The 17,125-nt window shown below is 60.0% G+C and carries 17 protein-coding genes; 13 read left to right on the top strand and 4 right to left on the bottom strand.

Annotated features, from left to right (window positions below; genetic code table 11):
* Nucleotides 1-2: 2 nt before the first annotated feature.
* The 13 genes from fdx (at nucleotide 3) to WH299_RS11735 (ending at nucleotide 11,887) form a co-directional block, all read left to right on the top strand.
* The gene (fdx, locus tag WH299_RS11795) at nucleotides 3-344 is read left to right on the top strand and encodes an ISC system 2Fe-2S type ferredoxin (protein ID WP_015885743.1); all 342 of its coding nucleotides are present in this window, start codon (nucleotides 3-5) and stop codon (nucleotides 342-344) included.
* 14 nt (nucleotides 345-358) lie between these two features.
* Entirely contained in the window at nucleotides 359-559 is a 201-nt protein-coding gene (iscX, locus tag WH299_RS11790) for a Fe-S cluster assembly protein IscX (protein ID WP_016977667.1), read from the top strand.
* 92 nt (nucleotides 560-651) lie between these two features.
* On the top strand, nucleotides 652-1,077 hold the full coding sequence (ndk, locus tag WH299_RS11785) for a nucleoside-diphosphate kinase (protein WP_003175956.1): 426 nt from the start codon (nucleotides 652-654) through the stop codon (nucleotides 1,075-1,077).
* Nucleotides 1,078-1,106: 29 nt separating this feature from the next.
* Nucleotides 1,107-2,255, top strand: coding sequence for a 23S rRNA (adenine(2503)-C(2))-methyltransferase RlmN (rlmN, locus tag WH299_RS11780; RefSeq protein ID WP_122728717.1), 1,149 nt, complete (start codon nucleotides 1,107-1,109; stop codon nucleotides 2,253-2,255).
* A 12-nt stretch (nucleotides 2,256-2,267) separates the two neighbouring features.
* Nucleotides 2,268-3,026: a type IV pilus biogenesis/stability protein PilW gene (pilW, locus tag WH299_RS11775; RefSeq protein WP_123478457.1), complete on the top strand. Its 759-nt coding sequence runs from the start codon at nucleotides 2,268-2,270 to the stop codon at nucleotides 3,024-3,026.
* Nucleotides 3,026-3,982, top strand: a complete 957-nt coding sequence (locus WH299_RS11770; protein WP_339550325.1) for a RodZ family helix-turn-helix domain-containing protein — start codon at nucleotides 3,026-3,028, stop codon at nucleotides 3,980-3,982. Before pilW ends, WH299_RS11770 begins: the two co-directional genes overlap by 1 nt.
* Nucleotides 3,983-3,984: 2 nt before the next feature.
* A complete protein-coding gene (gene ispG / locus WH299_RS11765; RefSeq protein ID WP_003175952.1) occupies nucleotides 3,985-5,094 on the top strand; it encodes a flavodoxin-dependent (E)-4-hydroxy-3-methylbut-2-enyl-diphosphate synthase in 1,110 nt (369 codons plus the stop codon).
* Nucleotides 5,095-5,117: 23 nt separating this feature from the next.
* The gene (gene hisS / locus WH299_RS11760; RefSeq protein WP_027605419.1) at nucleotides 5,118-6,407 is read left to right on the top strand and encodes a histidine--tRNA ligase; all 1,290 of its coding nucleotides are present in this window, start codon (nucleotides 5,118-5,120) and stop codon (nucleotides 6,405-6,407) included.
* Between the two features lie 41 nt (nucleotides 6,408-6,448).
* Nucleotides 6,449-7,090, top strand: a complete 642-nt coding sequence (locus WH299_RS11755; protein WP_016977673.1) for a YfgM family protein — start codon at nucleotides 6,449-6,451, stop codon at nucleotides 7,088-7,090.
* A complete protein-coding gene (gene bamB / locus WH299_RS11750) occupies nucleotides 7,083-8,234 on the top strand; it encodes an outer membrane protein assembly factor BamB (protein WP_122728709.1) in 1,152 nt (383 codons plus the stop codon). Before WH299_RS11755 ends, bamB begins: the two co-directional genes overlap by 8 nt.
* A gap of 134 nt (nucleotides 8,235-8,368) precedes the next feature.
* Nucleotides 8,369-9,838: a ribosome biogenesis GTPase Der gene (der, locus tag WH299_RS11745; protein ID WP_016977675.1), complete on the top strand. Its 1,470-nt coding sequence runs from the start codon at nucleotides 8,369-8,371 to the stop codon at nucleotides 9,836-9,838.
* Between the two features lie 121 nt (nucleotides 9,839-9,959).
* The gene (locus WH299_RS11740) at nucleotides 9,960-11,108 is read left to right on the top strand and encodes a pyridoxal phosphate-dependent aminotransferase (RefSeq protein WP_028617842.1); all 1,149 of its coding nucleotides are present in this window, start codon (nucleotides 9,960-9,962) and stop codon (nucleotides 11,106-11,108) included.
* Nucleotides 11,096-11,887 carry an amidohydrolase gene (locus WH299_RS11735; protein ID WP_122728705.1) on the top strand — a complete coding sequence of 264 codons (792 nt, stop codon included), beginning with the start codon at nucleotides 11,096-11,098 and terminating at the stop codon, nucleotides 11,885-11,887. Before WH299_RS11740 ends, WH299_RS11735 begins: the two co-directional genes overlap by 13 nt.
* A gap of 63 nt (nucleotides 11,888-11,950) precedes the next feature.
* Here WH299_RS11735 and leuA read toward each other — a convergent pair whose 3' ends face one another.
* The 4 genes from leuA to WH299_RS11715 all read right to left on the bottom strand — a co-directional run bounded on the left by leuA (nucleotide 11,951) and on the right by WH299_RS11715 (nucleotide 17,059).
* Nucleotides 11,951-13,630, bottom strand: a complete 1,680-nt coding sequence (gene leuA / locus WH299_RS11730; protein WP_016977678.1) for a 2-isopropylmalate synthase — start codon at nucleotides 13,628-13,630, stop codon at nucleotides 11,951-11,953.
* 323 nt (nucleotides 13,631-13,953) lie between these two features.
* Entirely contained in the window at nucleotides 13,954-14,775 is an 822-nt protein-coding gene (locus tag WH299_RS11725) for a peptidoglycan DD-metalloendopeptidase family protein (protein WP_339550324.1), read from the bottom strand.
* Nucleotides 14,776-14,778: 3 nt separating this feature from the next.
* Nucleotides 14,779-16,158, bottom strand: coding sequence for an exodeoxyribonuclease VII large subunit (xseA, locus tag WH299_RS11720; RefSeq protein WP_122728700.1), 1,380 nt, complete (start codon nucleotides 16,156-16,158; stop codon nucleotides 14,779-14,781).
* A 10-nt stretch (nucleotides 16,159-16,168) separates the two neighbouring features.
* A complete protein-coding gene (locus WH299_RS11715) occupies nucleotides 16,169-17,059 on the bottom strand; it encodes a LysR family transcriptional regulator (protein WP_122728698.1) in 891 nt (296 codons plus the stop codon).
* Between the last annotated feature and the right edge of the window lie 66 nt (nucleotides 17,060-17,125).

The following is a 17,125-nucleotide window of genomic DNA, read 5'->3' as shown; positions in this document are numbered from 1 at the left end:
TAATGCCGCAGGTCATTTTTCTGCCACACGCCGAGCATTGCCCGGACGGTATGGTCGTGGAGGCTGAGACCGGCAAGTCCATCCTCGAAGTTGCCCATGACAACCACATCGAGATCGAAAGCGCCTGCGGCGGTGTGTGCGCTTGCACCACGTGCCACTGCGTCATCCGCGAGGGCTTCAACAGCCTGGAAGAGGCTGACGAGCTGGAAGAGGACTTCCTTGACCGCGCGTGGGGCCTGGAAGCGACTTCGCGTCTAAGCTGTCAAGCAAAGGTCGGGACGGAAGACATCACCGTTGAAATTCCGAAATATTCCCTCAACCATGCCGCCGAAGCGCCGCATTGATTCAAGGAAGTGTCATGAGTCTTAAATGGGTTGATGTACAAGAGATCGCTATCCTGTTGGCCGATGCCAACCCGGATCTGGATCCTTACTCCCTGAACTTTGTAGCTTTGCGTGACATGGTCATGGCGTTGCCAGGGTTCGAAGATGAGCGTGATCGCGGTGGTGAGAAGGTTCTGGAAGCTATCCAGACTGCCTGGAAAGAAGAACAGGACTGACGCCTCCCTTTACGCAGTTAGGCAATACCCAATAACCCGCGTATAATTCGCGGGTTTAATTTTTCGTAAATTACCGTTTCTGGAGTTACACCATGGCTGTTCAACGTACTTTCTCCATCATCAAGCCTGACGCTGTTGCAAAAAACGTCATCGGCGAGATCACCACTCGTTTCGAAAAAGCCGGCCTGAAGGTTGTAGCTTCGAAACTCAAGCAACTGTCCAAAGCAGAAGCTGAAGGCTTCTACGCTGAGCACAGCGCTCGTGGTTTCTTCGGCGACCTGGTTGCCTTCATGATCTCCGGTCCTGTTGTTGTTCAGGTTCTGGAAGGCGAAAACGCTATCGCTCTGAACCGTGAGCTGATGGGCGCTACCAACCCTAAAGAAGCTGCTGCCGGCACTATCCGTGCTGACTTCGCTGAATCCATCGACGCCAACGCTGTACACGGCTCGGACTCCGAAGCTGCCGCTGCTCGCGAAATCTCGTACTTTTTCGCTGCTACTGAAGTAACCGCTCGCTAAGCATCGGCTTAAAGAGTGAGGGTGAATCCATGACTACATCGACTGTTAAAACCAACCTGCTGGGTCTGACCCAGCCGGAAATGGAGAAATTCTTCGACTCAATCGGGGAGAAGCGTTTCCGTGCCGGTCAGGTAATGAAGTGGATTCACCACTTTGGCGTCGACGATTTCGATGCCATGACGAACGTCAGCAAGGCCCTGCGCGACAAGCTCAAGGCCATTGCTGAGGTCCGTGGTCCCGAAGTGGTCAGCGAGGACATCTCCAGCGACGGCACCCGTAAGTGGGTGGTGCGCGTGGCGTCCGGCAGCTGCGTCGAGACCGTGTACATTCCCCAGGGCAAACGTGGCACCTTGTGCGTTTCGTCCCAGGCAGGCTGTGCCCTGGATTGCAGCTTCTGCTCCACCGGCAAGCAAGGCTTCAATAGCAACCTCACCGCCGCCGAAGTGATCGGCCAGGTGTGGATTGCCAACAAATCCTTTGGCAGCGTCCCGGCGACCGTCGACCGTGCCATCACCAACGTGGTGATGATGGGCATGGGTGAGCCGCTGCTGAACTTCGATAACGTCATTTCGGCCATGCACCTGATGATGGACGACCTGGGCTACGGCATCTCCAAGCGCCGTGTGACCCTGTCGACCTCCGGCGTGGTACCGATGATCGATGAGCTGGCCAAGCACATCGACGTCTCCCTGGCGCTGTCGCTGCATGCACCGAATGACGCATTGCGTAACCAATTGGTGCCAATCAACAAGAAGTATCCGCTTAAGATGCTGCTCGAATCTTGCCAGCGCTATATGGCAACGTTGGGCGAGAAGCGAGTGTTGACCATTGAGTACACCCTGCTCAAGGACATCAACGACAAGGTCGAACACGCGGTCGAGATGATCGAGTTGCTCAAGGACACCCCGTGCAAGATCAACCTGATTCCGTTTAACCCGTTTCCACATTCTGGCTACGAGCGGCCGAGCAACAACGCTATCCGCCGTTTCCAGGATCAACTGCACCAGGCCGGCTACAACGTCACCGTCCGCACCACCCGTGGTGAAGATATCGACGCCGCCTGTGGCCAATTGGTAGGGCAGGTGATGGACCGCACCCGCCGCAGCGAGCGTTATATCGCCGGGCGTGAGTTGAACGCCGCCGACGATCTGCCGCTGATTGCTGTGAATCGAATCTGAGAGAGGATCTCTATGCCCTTGCGCCTTGCGCTGCTTTTGCTTGTTACCGGTCTCGCGGCCGGTTGTGTTTCATCGGGTCATGAGAGCCCTTTGCAAACCGGTAAAGGCCGTGACGAGGCGCGGGTTGCCTATGTGCAACTGGGCTTGGGTTACCTTCGACAAGGCATGAGCGAACAGGCCAAAGTGCCGCTGCAGAAGGCCCTGGAGCTGGACCGCGACGATGCCGACGCCAATGGCGCACTGGCGTTGGTGTTCCAGGCCCAGGCCGAGCCTGAACTGGCCGAACAGTATTTCCATAAGGCCCTGGCCTCCCGTCCTGCCGACCCGCGGCTGCTGAACAATTACGGCAGCTTCCTGTTCGAGCATAAACGTTATGACCAGGCCGCCCTTTATTTCCAGCAAGCCAGCGCTGATACCCTCTATCCTGAGCGCTCGCGGGTATTCGAGAACCTTGGGGTGACCTCGATGCGCTTAGGTCAACGCGACAGCGCCCGCCAGCAACTGGAAAAAGCCCTGCATTTGAACAGTCGCCAGCCTCGGGCATTGCTCGAAATGGCTGAGATATCCTTTGATGACAGGCATTATGTGCCAGCACGTGACTATTACGAGCGTTTTAGCCTGCTCAGTGGGCAAAATGCACGTAGTCTATTGCTCGGCGTGCGCCTGGCGACGGTTCATGAAGAACGCGACACGGCCGCACGTTTTGGCCAGCAACTCGAACGACTCTATCCCGGTACGCCGGAATATCAGCAATACCTGTCGGAGCAATGATGAAAGCGGCGCACCCGGAAGTTGTAGCAGCTAATCGCGTAAACCCAGGCGACACCTTGCGCCAGGCCCGCGAAAGCAATGGTTGGTCGCTGGCGGAAGTGGCCCTCAAGCTCAATTTGACCACGACGTCCCTGGGCAACTTGGAAGCTGGCGCGTTCGATAAGCTGCCTGGGCACACCTTTGCCCGCGGCTATATCCGTGCCTATGCCAAATTGTTGGGTATCGACCAAGCCATACTGGTCCAGGAATTCGACCAATTCACCGGCACCGACTCCCAGGGCAGCAATGTCCACGGCCTGGGGCGCATCGAAGAGCCGGTGCGGGTTTCCCACACGATTTTGCGAATAGTCAGCCTGTTGCTGCTGATCGCGGTCATTGGTGGCGGTTTCGTCTGGTGGCAAGACCAGACCTCCCAGCGCGCCAAGGACTTGACCAGCAGCGCAATGGAGCACGTCGAAGTCGAGAGCGCTGACGGCACCACCCAGATTCACCCGCTGGATGAGCCAGAAGACCAGGCCGTTGCCGAAAGCCAGGCCGCGCCGGAAGCACCGGCTGCCACCGAGCAGCCAGCCGCACCGGAAACCGCGCCAGCCGCGACTGCTGCCGCACCGGCTCACACTCCGGCCGCTCCAGTGCAGGCGCCAGCGACTCCGGCTCCAGCCGCTCCCGCTGCCCCTGCGATTTCGCCGCCCACCACCCCAGCGTTGATCGCCGGTGATGGCCGTGTACAGATTACCTTCATCGCTGACTGCTGGACACAAGTCACCGATGGCAACGGCAAAGTGCTGTTCAGCGGTCTGAAGCGTAAGGGAGATACGCTCGACCAGGGCGGCAAGCCTCCTTTGACGCTGCGTCTGGGCTTTGCCCGTGGCGCGCAAGTGGCCTACAACGGCCAGCCTGTGGACGTAGCGCCGTTCACCAGTGGCGAGACCGCTCGCCTGAAGTTGGGACAATAGTCATGCACGGCGAATCTCCAATCAAACGTCGCGTATCGCGCAAGATCTGGGTCGGCTCGGTGCCGGTGGGTGGCGATGCCCCCATCGCGGTACAAAGCATGACCAACAGCGACACCAATGATGTGGCCGCCACGGTTGCCCAGATCAACCGTCTGGAAGCAGCCGGCGTGGACATCGTGCGCGTCTCCGTGCCGGACATGGATGCTGCCGAAGCCTTTGGCCGCATCAAGCAATTGGTCAAGGTGCCATTGGTTGCTGATATTCACTTCGACTACAAGATCGCATTGCGCGTGGCCGAGCTGGGTGTGGACTGCCTGCGTATCAACCCGGGCAACATCGGTCGTGAAGACCGTGTGCGTGCGGTGGTTGATGCGGCTCGCGACCGTGGCATTCCAATCCGTATCGGCGTCAACGCCGGTTCCCTGGAAAAAGACCTGCAAAAGAAATACGGCGAACCTACCCCAGCGGCGCTGGTTGAATCGGCGCTGCGCCACGTTGAGCACCTTGAACGCCTGAATTTCCAGGACTTCAAGGTCAGCGTAAAGGCCTCCGACGTGTTCATGGCGGTAGAAGCCTACCGCCTGCTGGCCAAGGAAATCGTGCAGCCGTTGCACCTGGGTATCACTGAAGCGGGCGGTTTACGCTCAGGCACAGTGAAATCTGCGGTAGGTCTCGGTATGCTGCTCGCCGAAGGGATTGGCGATACTATCCGCATCTCGCTGGCAGCAGACCCTGTAGAGGAAGTGAAAGTCGGTTACGACATTCTCAAATCCCTGCGTTTGCGTTCCCGTGGCATCAATTTCATTGCCTGCCCGAGCTGCTCGCGGCAGAACTTCGACGTGGTTAAAACCATGAACGACTTGGAATTGCGCCTTGAAGACCTGCTGGTGCCGCTGGATGTTGCAGTGATCGGTTGCGTGGTCAACGGGCCGGGCGAGGCCAAAGAGGCCCATGTGGGCCTGACCGGTGGTACGCCGAACCTGATCTACATCGACGGCAAGCCGTCGCAGAAGTTGACGAATGACAATCTGGTGGATGAGCTGGAAAAGCTGATCCGCGAGAAAGCGGCCGAAAAGGTCGCGGCTGACGCAGCGCTGATCGCGCGCGGCTGATTGAACGAATTTAAGGATTTGATGTGAGCAAGTCTCTGCAAGCCATTCGTGGCATGAACGACATCCTGCCGGAACAGACGCCGCTGTGGCGCTATTTCGAGGGCACTGTCGCGCGCCTGCTGGATAACTACGGTTACAAGCAGATCCGCATGCCGATCGTCGAGTTCACCGAGCTGTTCAAGCGCTCCATCGGTGAAGTGACCGACATCGTCGAAAAAGAGATGTACACCTTTGAAGACCGCAACGGCGACTCCCTGACCCTGCGTCCGGAAGGCACTGCCGCGTGCGTTCGCGCCGTACTTGAGCATGGCCTCACCGGTGCTGGCCAGCCGCAGAAGTTGTGGTACATCGGCCCGATGTTCCGCCACGAGCGTCCACAGAAAGGCCGTTATCGCCAGTTTCACCAGATCGGCCTGGAAGTGTTCAACATCGACGGCCCGGACATCGACGCCGAGCTGATCGTCCTGACCTGGCGCCTGTGGGGCCTGCTGGGCATCCGCGACGCGGTCAAGCTTGAACTCAACAGCCTGGGCACCAGTGAATCCCGCGGCCGCTACAAAGTGGCCCTGGTCGAGTACTTGTCCGCCCACCTGGACAAGTTGGACGAAGACAGCCAGCGCCGTCTGAAGACCAACCCATTGCGCGTCCTCGATACCAAGAACGCCGATACCCAGGCCGTGCTGGTCAATGCGCCGAAAATGGCCGACTACCTGGACGACGAGTCCCGTATTCACTTCGAGGGCCTCAAGGCTCGCCTGGATGCGGCCGGTATTCCGTTCGTGATCAACACCAAGCTGGTGCGCGGTCTCGATTACTACAGCAAGACCGTGTTCGAGTGGGTCACCGACAAACTCGGCGCCCAGGGCACCGTGTGTGCTGGTGGTCGTTACGACGGCCTGGTCGAGCAGATGGGCGGCAAGCCGACCACCGGCGTGGGCTTCGCCATGGGCATCGAGCGGCTGATCCTGCTGCTGGAAACCCTGGAGCAGGTCCCGGAAGAGATCTCCCGTCAAGTGGATGTGTACCTGTGCGCCTTTGGCGAGGCCGCCGAACTGGCTGCCCTGGCCCTGAGCGAAAAGGTTCGCGACCAACTGCCCAACCTGCGCCTGCAAGTCAATGCCGGCGCTGGCAGCTTCAAGAGCCAGTTCAAGAAGGCCGACAAGAGCGGTGCGCTGTATGCACTGATCCTCGGCGATGACGAGCTGGCCCAGCAAGTGATAGGTTTCAAACCCCTGCGTGGCCAGGGCGAGCAACAGAACATTGCCTTTGATGCGCTCGCTGCGCACTTGGCCACCTGCGTCGTGCAGGGTTGAAGCTGTCGAACAGCCGAATTTAGCGATTAAGGAGTATTGGGGTGTCGAGTTCTGATGATGATCAACTGGCCGAGTTCAAGGACTGGTGGCAGCGTAACGGCAAGCCCCTGGTTACTGGCGGTCTGCTGGCTTTAGTGGTGGTGTTCGGCTGGCAAGCCTGGACCAAGTATCAGGCTAACCAGTCCCAAGGCGCCTCGATCCTCTATCAGCAATTGCTGGAAACCACCCTGACGCCGGACGGCAAGCCTGATCCTGCGCAGGTTGCAGACCTGGCCGGCAAGCTGAAGAATGAATTCGGCGGTAGCACCTACGCCCAATACGGCAGCCTGTTCGTCGCGAAAGTCGCGGTCGACACCGGCAAGCTGGATGACGCCGCCGCTGAGCTGAAGGCCATCGCCGACAAGCCGACCAACCCGACCCTGGGTGAAATCGCACGTCAGCGCCTGGCTCAGGTACTGGCGGCACAGAACAAGGCTGACGAAGCACTCAAACTGCTCGACGGCGATGCTGACAAGGCATTTGTAGCCACTCGCGAAGAGCTCAAGGGCGACCTGTTGGTCCAATTGGGTCGTACCGACGAAGCCAATGCTGCGTACCAAAAAGCCAAGGCGGCGCTGTCTGATGAAGCGGCGGTCGGTGGCTTACAAATCAAGCTGGACGACTTGGCCAAAGGGGATGCGTGACGTGATCCGTTGGAAACATGCAGCATTGCTGGCTCTGGCCGTTCTGGCCGCGGGTTGCAGCAGCAACAGTAAAAAAGAACTGCCTCCGGCCGAGCTGACCAGCTTCAAGGAAGAAGTGGTCCTGCAAAAGCAGTGGAGCCGCTCCATCGGTGACGGTCAGGGCGACACCTACAACATGTTGGTACCGGCAATCGACGGTGACAACATTGTGGCCGCTGACGTGACCGGCGTGGTGATCTCCATGGATCGCATGAACGGCGACGTGAAGTGGAAGAAAGACCTCGAATTGCCAGTCTCCGGCGCCGTCGGCGTGGGTTACGGCATGGTGATGCTCGGCACGCTGAAAGGCGAAGTCGTGGCCCTGGACTCCAGCACCGGTGAAGAGAAATGGCGCGCTCGCGTGACCAGTGAAGTCCTCGCACCGCCTGCCACCAACGGCGATATCGTCGTGGTGCAAACCCAGGACGACCGTGTAATCGGCCTCGACGCCAGCACTGGCGAACAGCGTTGGTTGTACGACAGCACCCCAGCGGTGCTGACGTTGCGCGGTACCAGTGGTCCGATTGTGACCAACAATCTGGCCGTTGCAGGCCTGTCGACCGGTAAAGTGGTCGCCCTGGATACCCAGAACGGCGTGCCGGCCTGGGAAACCCGTGTGGCCATCCCGCAAGGTCGCTCCGAGCTGGACCGCGTAGTGGACATCGACGGCGGCCTGCTGCTGTCCGGTGAAACCCTCTACGTCGCTACCTACCAGGGCCGTGTTGCCGCACTGGACCTGCAGAGCGGCCGCGTTAACTGGCAGCGTGATGCTTCCAGCTACGCCGGTGTCGCCCAAGGGTTTGGCAGCGTCTACGTAAGCCTCTCGTCCGGCACCGTTGAAAGTGTCGACGAACGTTCCACTACCGCGCTGTGGAGCAACGACTCCTTGGCTCGCCGTCAATTGTCGGCACCGGAAGTGTTTTCCAGCTACGTCGCCGTGGGTGACTTCGAAGGCTACCTACACCTGCTGAGCCAGGTGGACGGTCGCTTCGTGGGTCGCGAGCGTATCGACAGCGACGGCCTGCGTGCGCGTCCGCTGGTCGTGGGTAACATGCTTTATGTGTTTGGCAACAGCGGCAAGCTGGAAGCCCTGACCATCAAGTAAGAACTATGCTTGGGGTAACACCCAGGCGGCCCCGCTTCGGCGGGGCATGCGGCATTTGATTATGCTGCCCCGAGCACCAGCCGCTGCCCTGCAGCGGCTTTTGTATTTTCTGAAATAACGAAGTGGAGAGCCGCATGGTTCCCGTAATCGCCCTGGTGGGCCGACCTAACGTCGGCAAGTCCACCTTGTTCAACCGCCTGACCAGGACTCGCGACGCCATCGTCGGCGACTTGTCCGGTCTGACCCGTGATCGCCAATACGGTGAGGCAAAGTGGCAAGGGCGCTCCTACATTATTGTCGACACCGGTGGTATCTCCGGTGACGAGCATGGCATGGACGAAAAGATGGCCGAGCAGTCTCTGCTCGCCATTGAAGAAGCCGATGTCGTGTTGTTCCTGGTGGACGCCCGTGCGGGCTACACCGCTGCTGACCAAATGATTGGCGAGCACCTGCGCAAGCGCAACAAGCGTTCCTATCTGGTCGCGAACAAGATCGACAACATCGATCCTGAAGCGGCCCGTGCCGAATTCAGCCCGATGGGCCTGGGCGATGCGATTCCGGTCGCCGGCGCTCACGGTCGCGGTATCACCCAGATGCTGGAAATCGCCCTGCGCGATTTCCCCAAGGATGATGTCGAGGAAGAAGAAGGCGAAGAGGAAATCGTTGCCGAAGGCGAGGAAGCCAAGCGCATTCCTGGCCCGAGCGAAAAAGACGGTATCAAGATCGCCATCATCGGCCGCCCTAACGTCGGCAAGTCGACGCTGGTCAACCGCATGCTCGGTGAAGATCGGGTTATCGTCTACGACCAACCCGGCACCACCCGCGACAGCATCTACATCCCTTTCGAACGCAACGAGGAAAAGTACACGCTGATCGACACCGCCGGTGTGCGCAAGCGCGGCAAGATCCATGAGGAAGTTGAAAAGTTCTCGGTGGTGAAAACCCTGCAGGCGATCAAAGACGCCAACGTGGTGATCTTTGTGATGGACGCCCGCGAAGGCGTGGTGGACCACGACCTCAACCTGCTGGGCTTTGCCCTGGAGGCCGGTCGGGCACTGGTGATCGCGATCAACAAGTGGGACGGCATGACGCCGAGCGAGCGCGATTTCGTCAAGATCGAGCTGCAACGCCGACTGTTTTTCGTCGAGTTCGCCGATATCCACTTTATCTCGGCACTGCACGGCACCGGCGTGGGCAACCTCTACGCGTCCGTACAGAACTCGTTCAAGTCCGCGGTCACCCGTTGGCCGACCAATCGCCTTACCCAGATCCTGGAAGACGCCGTTGGTGAGCACGCGCCGCCGATGGTCAACAACCGCCGGATCAAACTGCGTTACGCCCACTTGGGTGGTGCCAACCCGCCGATTATCGTGATCCACGGTAACCAGATCGAGAAGGTGCCGAAGTCCTATGTGCGTTACCTGGAAAACACCTACCGCCGTGTCTTGAAACTGGTCGGTACGCCGATCCGTATCGAGTTCAAAGGTGGCGAGAACCCATACGAAGGCAACAAGAACACACTGACTGACCGTCAGGTGAACAAGAAGCGTCGTTTGATGACTCACCACAAGAAGGCCGACAAAAAGCGCCGTGACAAGAAATAACGGCAGCTTCAAGTTGTGAGAGAGGGCTCCTTTGGAGCCCTTTTTTGTGCGCGATGGTTTGTGCCTTGACCCGGTGCAGTTGGCAGCTTAAAACTTGGGGCTCACCTGCAGGGGCCTTTCGATGATCACCAGTAAGCTGCCGAATGTCGGCACGACCATTTTCACCACCATGTCGCAACTCGCTGCCGAAACCGGCGCGCTCAACCTGTCCCAGGGCTTCCCGGACTTCAATGGCCCCCAGGCTTTGCTCGACGCGGTGGGCAAGCACATCGCCCTCGGTCACAACCAATATGCCCCTATGACCGGTCTGCCGGTGCTGCGTCAGCAGGTGGCCGCCAAGATTGCCCGCAGTTACGGCGCCACGGTCAATGCCGACAGTGAAGTGACCATCACCCCTGGCGCCACCGAAGCGATCTTCTGCGCGATCCAGGCAGTGATTCGCACGGGCGATGAAGTGATCGTGTTCGACCCCAGCTACGATAGCTATGAGCCTTCGGTGGAGCTGGCTGGCGGTTGCTGCGTGCATGTGCAACTGAGCCTGAACGGCTTTACCCTCGACTTCGAGAAGGTCAAGGCGGCGCTGTCACCGCGCACGCGCATGATCATTCTCAATACCCCGCACAACCCTACAGGTGCCTTGATCAGCCGCGCCGAGCTGGACCAATTGGCCGAACTGATCCGTGACCGTGATATCTATCTGGTCAGCGACGAAGTCTACGAACACTTGGTATTCGACGGCGTGTCTCACGTCAGCGTGTTGGCTCACGAAGAACTCTACCAGCGCGCGTTTGTGGTCAGCTCTTTCGGCAAGACCTATCACGTCACTGGCTGGAAAACCGGCTATGTCGTCGCGCCGCCAGCCCTCACCGCCGAATTGCGTAAGGTGCACCAATACGTCAATTTCTGCGGCGTGACCCCACTGCAATACGCGTTGGCCGATTTCATGGCCGAACACCCGGAACACGTCGACGAATTACCGGCGTTCTACCAGGCCAAGCGTGACCTGTTCTGCGACCTGTTGGCGCCGTCCCGTTTCAGCTTTACCCGAGTGACCGGTACCTACTTCCAACTGGTGGATTACTCACAGATCCGCCCGGACCTGGATGACGTCGCCATGTCCTTGTGGATGACCCGCGAACACGGTGTGGCCACCATCCCGGTTTCGGTGTTTTACCAGACCCCACCCCAAGGCCAGCGCCTGGTGCGCCTGTGCTTTGCCAAACGCGAGGAAACGCTGCGCCAAGCGGCCGAAAAACTATGCGTGATCTGAGTGCACTGCCAGACCTGAACATCGCTCTGGTCCAGACCAGCCTCGCCTGGCATGACCGCCAGGCCAACCTCGAACATTTCGAACTGCTGTTGGAGCAAGCCAAAGGCGCCGACCTGATTGTGTTGCCGGAGATGTTCACCACCGGCTTCTCGATGGAGTCGCAAGCCCTTGCAGAGCCTGAAAACGGCCCGACCCATCATTGGCTCCAGGCCCAGGCGGCGAAGTACAACGCGGTGATTACCGGCAGTGTGATCATCCAGGCCGCCGACGGCAGCCACCGCAACCGCCTGCTGTGGGCGCGTCCGGATGGCGAGGTGCTGCATTACGACAAGCGCCATCTGTTCCGCATGGCGGGTGAGCATAATCACTACACGCCGGGCGAACGCCAGGTGCAGTTCGAATTGAAGGGCTGGCGTATTCGCCCGTTGATTTGCTACGACCTGCGCTTCCCGGTATGGAGCCGCGACGCCCAGGACACCGACCTGCTGCTGTACACCGCCAACTGGCCGGGTGCGCGGCGTTCACACTGGAACCGGCTGCTGCCGGCGCGGGCTATTGAAAACCTGTGCTACGTGGCGGCAGTGAATCGGGTGGGCACGGATGGGAAGGGCTTTGCTTACACTGGGGATAGCCAGGTGTTGGACTTCCAGGGTGAGACCCTGCTGAGTGCGGGGGAGGCGGACGGTGTATTTGCAGTGAGTCTGGACGCGGCGGAGTTGGCGGCTTACCGCACGCGGTTTCCCGCGAACTTGGACGCCGATACATTCGAGTTCACTTAAACCCGGTGACGAAAAAGGCCCCAGGATTCTCATCCAGGGGCCTTCCTCATTTCAGCAGGTAAATTATGCCGCCTTGGCTTCCTGCTGGCTCAACGAGCGGTTCAGCGCACTGAACAGCGCCTTGAAGCTGGCGGTGGTGATGTTTTCATCAATACCCACGCCATGCACCGGACGCTCACCGTTCACACGCAGCTCGATGTAGGCCGCCGCTTTGGCGTTGGTGCCTGCGCCGATTGCATGTTCGTTGTAGTCCATGATCTCCACACCAATCGGCAGGCCTGCCACCAGCGCTTCCAACGCGCCGTTGCCTTTGCCTTTCCAGTGCAGGTTGGTTTCGCCCTGGCCCTTGCCGGAGACTTCCACCTCAACAAAGCTGTTACCGTTTTCTTCCTGCAGGCGATGGCTGACCAGCGCGTACGGGGTGTTGGCTTGCAGGTACTCACGCTGCAGCAATGCGTAGATCTGCGGCGCTGTCATCTCCAGGCCCACACGGTCGGTTTCGGCCTGTACCACTTGGCTGAACTCGATCTGCATGCGACGCGGCAAGCTGATGTCGTATTCCTGCTCCAGCAGGTAGGCGATGCCGCCTTTACCCGACTGGCTGTTCACGCGAATCACCGCCTCGTAGCTGCGGCCGATGTCGGCCGGGTCGATCGGCAAGTACGGCACTTCCCACAGCGCATCGTCTTTCTGCTGGGAGAAACCTTTGCGGATCGCGTCCTGGTGAGAGCCGGAGAACGCGGTGTGCACCAGGTCGCCGACGTACGGGTGACGTGGGTGCACCTGGATCTGGTTGCACTCCTCGACGACCTTGCGCACGCCGTCGATGTCGGAGAAGTCCAGCTGCGGGTCGAGGCCCTGGGTGTACATGTTCAGGGCCACAGTGACGAGGTCGACGTTACCGGTACGCTCGCCGTTGCCGAACAGGCAGCCTTCGACACGGTCGGCGCCGGCCATCAGGCCCAGCTCGGTGGCGGCCACGCCAGTGCCACGGTCGTTGTGGGTGTGCAGGCTGATGATCACGCTGTCACGACGGTTGATATGGCGACCGAACCACTCGATCTGGTCGGCATAGATATTCGGCGTGGCGCATTCCACGGTAGCCGGCAGGTTGAGGATCATCTTGTGCTCAGGCGTCGGGTTCCACACCTCGATCACCGCATCACAAACTTCCTTGGCGAACTCCAGCTCAGTGGCACTGAACGTCTCCGGGGAGTATTCGAAGGTCCACTGGGTTTCCGGCTGCTGGGCGGCGTATTTGACGAACAGCTTGGCCGCGTTGACCGCGATGGCCTTGATGCCGTCCTTGTCCTGGTTGAACACGATGCGGCGGAAGGACGGCGACGTGGCGTTGTACAAGTGCACGATGGCCTTCTTGGCGCCGCGCAGGGATTCGAAGGTGCGTGCGATCAAGTCTTCACGGCCCTGGGTCAGCACCTGGATGGTGGTGTCCTCGGGGATGTGGTTGTCTTCGATCAGGGTACGTACGAAGTCGAAGTCGGTTTGCGAGGCGGCTGGGAACGAGGCTTCGATTTCCTTCACGCCGACGGCAACCAGAGTCTTCCAGAAACGCAGCTTTTTCACCGCGTCCATCGGCTCGATCAGCGACTGGTTGCCATCACGCAGGTCCGAGCTGCACCAGATCGGCGCTTCGGTGATGGTCTTCGACGGCCAGGTGCGGTCCGGGATGTCGATAGTCGGGAACGCGCGGTACTTCGAAGACGGGTCTTTGAGCATGCTCATCGGGAAATCCTTTGTTGTAGGGGCCGAGAAAAGGCGGCCTGCCGTGGAACTGTTATTGGGGATAAATCGCGGGACGAGGCAGATCGATTCAGCCAGGCAGTCGTGCGCTGACGAGGCACAGGCTGCGGTGCTGGCGGAGCTGAATGAGGGTGTGAGAGGTTTTCATAAGCCCAACCCTAACCGTCGGGGTGAAAGATGGCAAGCAGTCGCGAAAAATTGAGAGAAGTTCTGCTATCTACGTAGGAAACGAGATTTTGTGCCTGGGGATTTGCCGAGGGTTGGTTTTAATTGCGCGCCCATTATCAGGCGCGCAATCTAGCGTTTCAGGGCTGGAACGCGCCAATGAAGATCGCCGGGTCGACTCGCGCGTCGTTCAGGCTGACGTTCCAGTGCATGTGCGGCCCGGTCGCGCGGCCCGTGGCACCGACTTTACCCACCACCGCGCCACGCGTGAGCGGGTCACCGACTTTCACGTCGATCTTCGACATGTGGCAGAACATGCTGATAAAGCCCTGGCCGTGGTCGACGAACACGGTATTGCCGTTGAAGAAGTAGTTGCCTACCAGAATCACTTTGCCGTTGGCCGGCGTCTTGATCGGTGTACCGGCCGGCACGGCGAAGTCCAGGCCCGAATGGGGATTGCGCTCTTCACCGTTGAAGAAACGCCGCACGCCAAACTTGCTCGACAGCGGCCCGTTTACCGGTTTGTCCAGCACCAGGTTGCTCGGCAGGTTCGGGCTGAAACTTCGGTAAGCCTTGATCTGCACCGCCAACTCCGCCTCGATGCGTTTCAGCTGCGCCGGGTCGGGGTTCACCTGGCTTTTGTTTTTCAGGGTGATGCGCTGTTCCGGGTACTTCTTGTAGCCGACGATAAACGGCAGGTTACGCCCGCCGCTGCTGATGAGTTCGTTGCCGGGCTTGACTGTCAACGGGATGCCGACAATTGCCAGCCAGTTGTCCGCCTCTTTCACCACCAGCACAGGCTTGCCCAAGTACGTGGCCTTGGGTGCAGCGGCGGAAGGGCCCAGTTCGACAACGGCAACACCACCTGGCACCGGCTTGTTCAAGGTGCGGGTGATGTAGCTATCGGCATGAGCGTTAACGGCAAGGCACAGCAGCATCAACACACTAAAGAGACGTGGCATCAATCAATCCAATAACGAAAGGGTGACGGGTGTCAGGTGGTTGTCTTCCACCCGCACTTGCAATTGGCCTTCACCGAGACGCGCGGTGAGGCGCTGGCCGGTGTGGGTCTGCGCAGCATTGCGAATGGCATGGCCGCGCTCGTCCAGCAGGATGCTGTAGCCACGGCCCAGGGTCGCCAGCGGGCTGACCACGTGCAGCGTCTGCATCTGACTTTGCAGTTGCAGGCGTCGCGCCTTGAGGCCTTCGCGCATGGCGCGGGGCAGGCGTTCTGCAAGGCTGTCCAGGCGCTGGCGCAGCAGTGCCAGTTGGCGACCGGGGTGCTGGCCGGCAAGGCGGGTTTCCAGGCGGATCAGGCGCTCGCGGCGGGTATTGAGGCTGCGCTCGAATGCACGGCGCAGGCGCATGTCCAGGTCATCGAGGCGCTGGGCTTGCTGGCGCAGGCGTTCGCCAGGGTGGCGCAGGCGTCGCGCCATGCCCTCCAGTCGCAGGCGGTCATGGCTCAGGCGATTGCGCATCAGCATCACCAGGCGGCGGTGCAGGTTCTCGACCTGGCGCACCAAATGGCTGGCGTCCGGTGCCAGTAATTCAGCAGCCGCAGAAGGGGTAGGGGCGCGCACGTCGGCCACGAAGTCGCTGATGGAGACATCGGTTTCATGGCCAACAGCGCTGACGATTGGCGTGACGCAGGCGTCCACCGCGCGGGCTACGGCTTCTTCGTTGAAGCACCAGAGGTCTTCCAGCGAGCCGCCGCCACGGGCCAGGATCAGCGCATCGAAGCCGCGTGCATCTGCCAGTTTCAGTGCGCGCACAATCTGCGGGATGGCTTCGCGGCCTTGCACGGCGGTGGGGATCAGGGTCAGTTCAATGTTTGGCGCACGACGGCGGAACACGCTGATGATGTCGCGAATCACCGCGCCGGTCGGCGAACTGATAATGCCGATGCGCCGAGGGTGCGCCGGCAGCGGCACTTTGCGCTCGGCGCTGAACAGGCCTTCGGCGCTGAGCTTTTCCTTCAGCGCGTCGAACGCCAGGCGCAGTGCCCCATCACCGGCTGGCTCCACGGTGTCGAGGATCAGTTGGTAATCACCACGCCCCTCGAACAGCGAAACCTTGCCGCGTACCTTCACCGCCAGGCCGTCCTTCAGCGCCTGGCGTACCCGCGCGGCGTTGTTGCGAAACAGCGCGCAACGCACCTGGGCGCCGCTGTCCTTGAGGGTAAAATACACATGGCCAGAGGCCGGGCGGGCGAGATTGGAGATCTCGCCTTCGACCCAGATATTGGTGAACACGTCTTCCAGCAACACCCGCGCACGGCCGTTCAGCTGGCTGACAGTCAGGACTTCGCGGTCCAGGCCCAGACGGGCAAAAGGATCTTTAATCATGGGCGGCAGTTTATAGGCATTCGTGCAAGGTTTGACAGAATTGCTCCACCAGCGCGCTCGGCCGTTGTGCGCAGGCCAGGGCCACGGTGCTAAGGCAGTCCGGGTCGGCCAGGGGCAAAAAGTGCACAGTGGCAGGGGCGATGTCCTGCATGGATTTTGGTAACAAGGCAATACCGAAGCCGGCCTGGATCAACTGCAATTGGGTGGTCTTACGTGACATCACCCGTGCAGCCTTGGGGAAAAATCCCGCACGCATGCACAATTCGGCTGACAGATAACTCAAGCCGCCCCGCTGGGGATGGGGGATCGAGATAAACGCTTCGTCCTTCAATTGCCCCAGTTCGATGGGCGCATTGCTGCGCGCCAACCCATGATTCGGCGGCACCGCCAGCAACAGTTGCTCGCTATATAAAGGCACGACTCGCACGCCTTCGCGCTGGCGCAACACGGGCAGGCGCAACAGCCCGACTTCCAGCCGACCGTCGGCGATTTCTTCCAACTGCGCTTCGGAGGACAGTTTGACGATGTCCATCGACACCCCAGGGCAGCGTTCCAGCCAGGTGCTGATGCCTTGCAGCAATGGGCCGCTCATCGGCACAGTGCTTGAATGGCTCAGGCGCAGCGTGCCCAGTTCGCCATTGCCCACTTGTTTGGCCATCTCGCTGGCCTTGATCAGCTCACTCAGCAGGTTGCGTGCTCGCGGATAGAAGGCCTCACCCGCAGCGGTGAGTCGTGGTTGGCGTGCAGTACGCTCGAACAGGGGTGTTTGCAACTGGGCTTCCAGCTCCTTGATCTGCCGGCTCAAGGCGGACTGCGCCACAAACAGGCGTTCGGCGGCGGCGCTGAAGCTGCCGCTGTCGGCGATTTCGACGAAGTAACGCAGTTGGCGGGTAGAAATCACGCGTCATGCCTTTTCGAGATGGGTGGAGGGCTTTGAAGATATTAGTCGCATCTCTCGGCGCTGGCT

The organism is Pseudomonas sp. MYb541 (assembly GCF_037479595.1).
In the GTDB taxonomy this organism is placed as follows: Bacteria; Pseudomonadota; Gammaproteobacteria; order Pseudomonadales; family Pseudomonadaceae; genus Aquipseudomonas; species Aquipseudomonas canadensis.
Note: the sequence above shows the minus strand (reverse complement) of the source record. Positions and strands in the feature narration are given on the sequence as shown.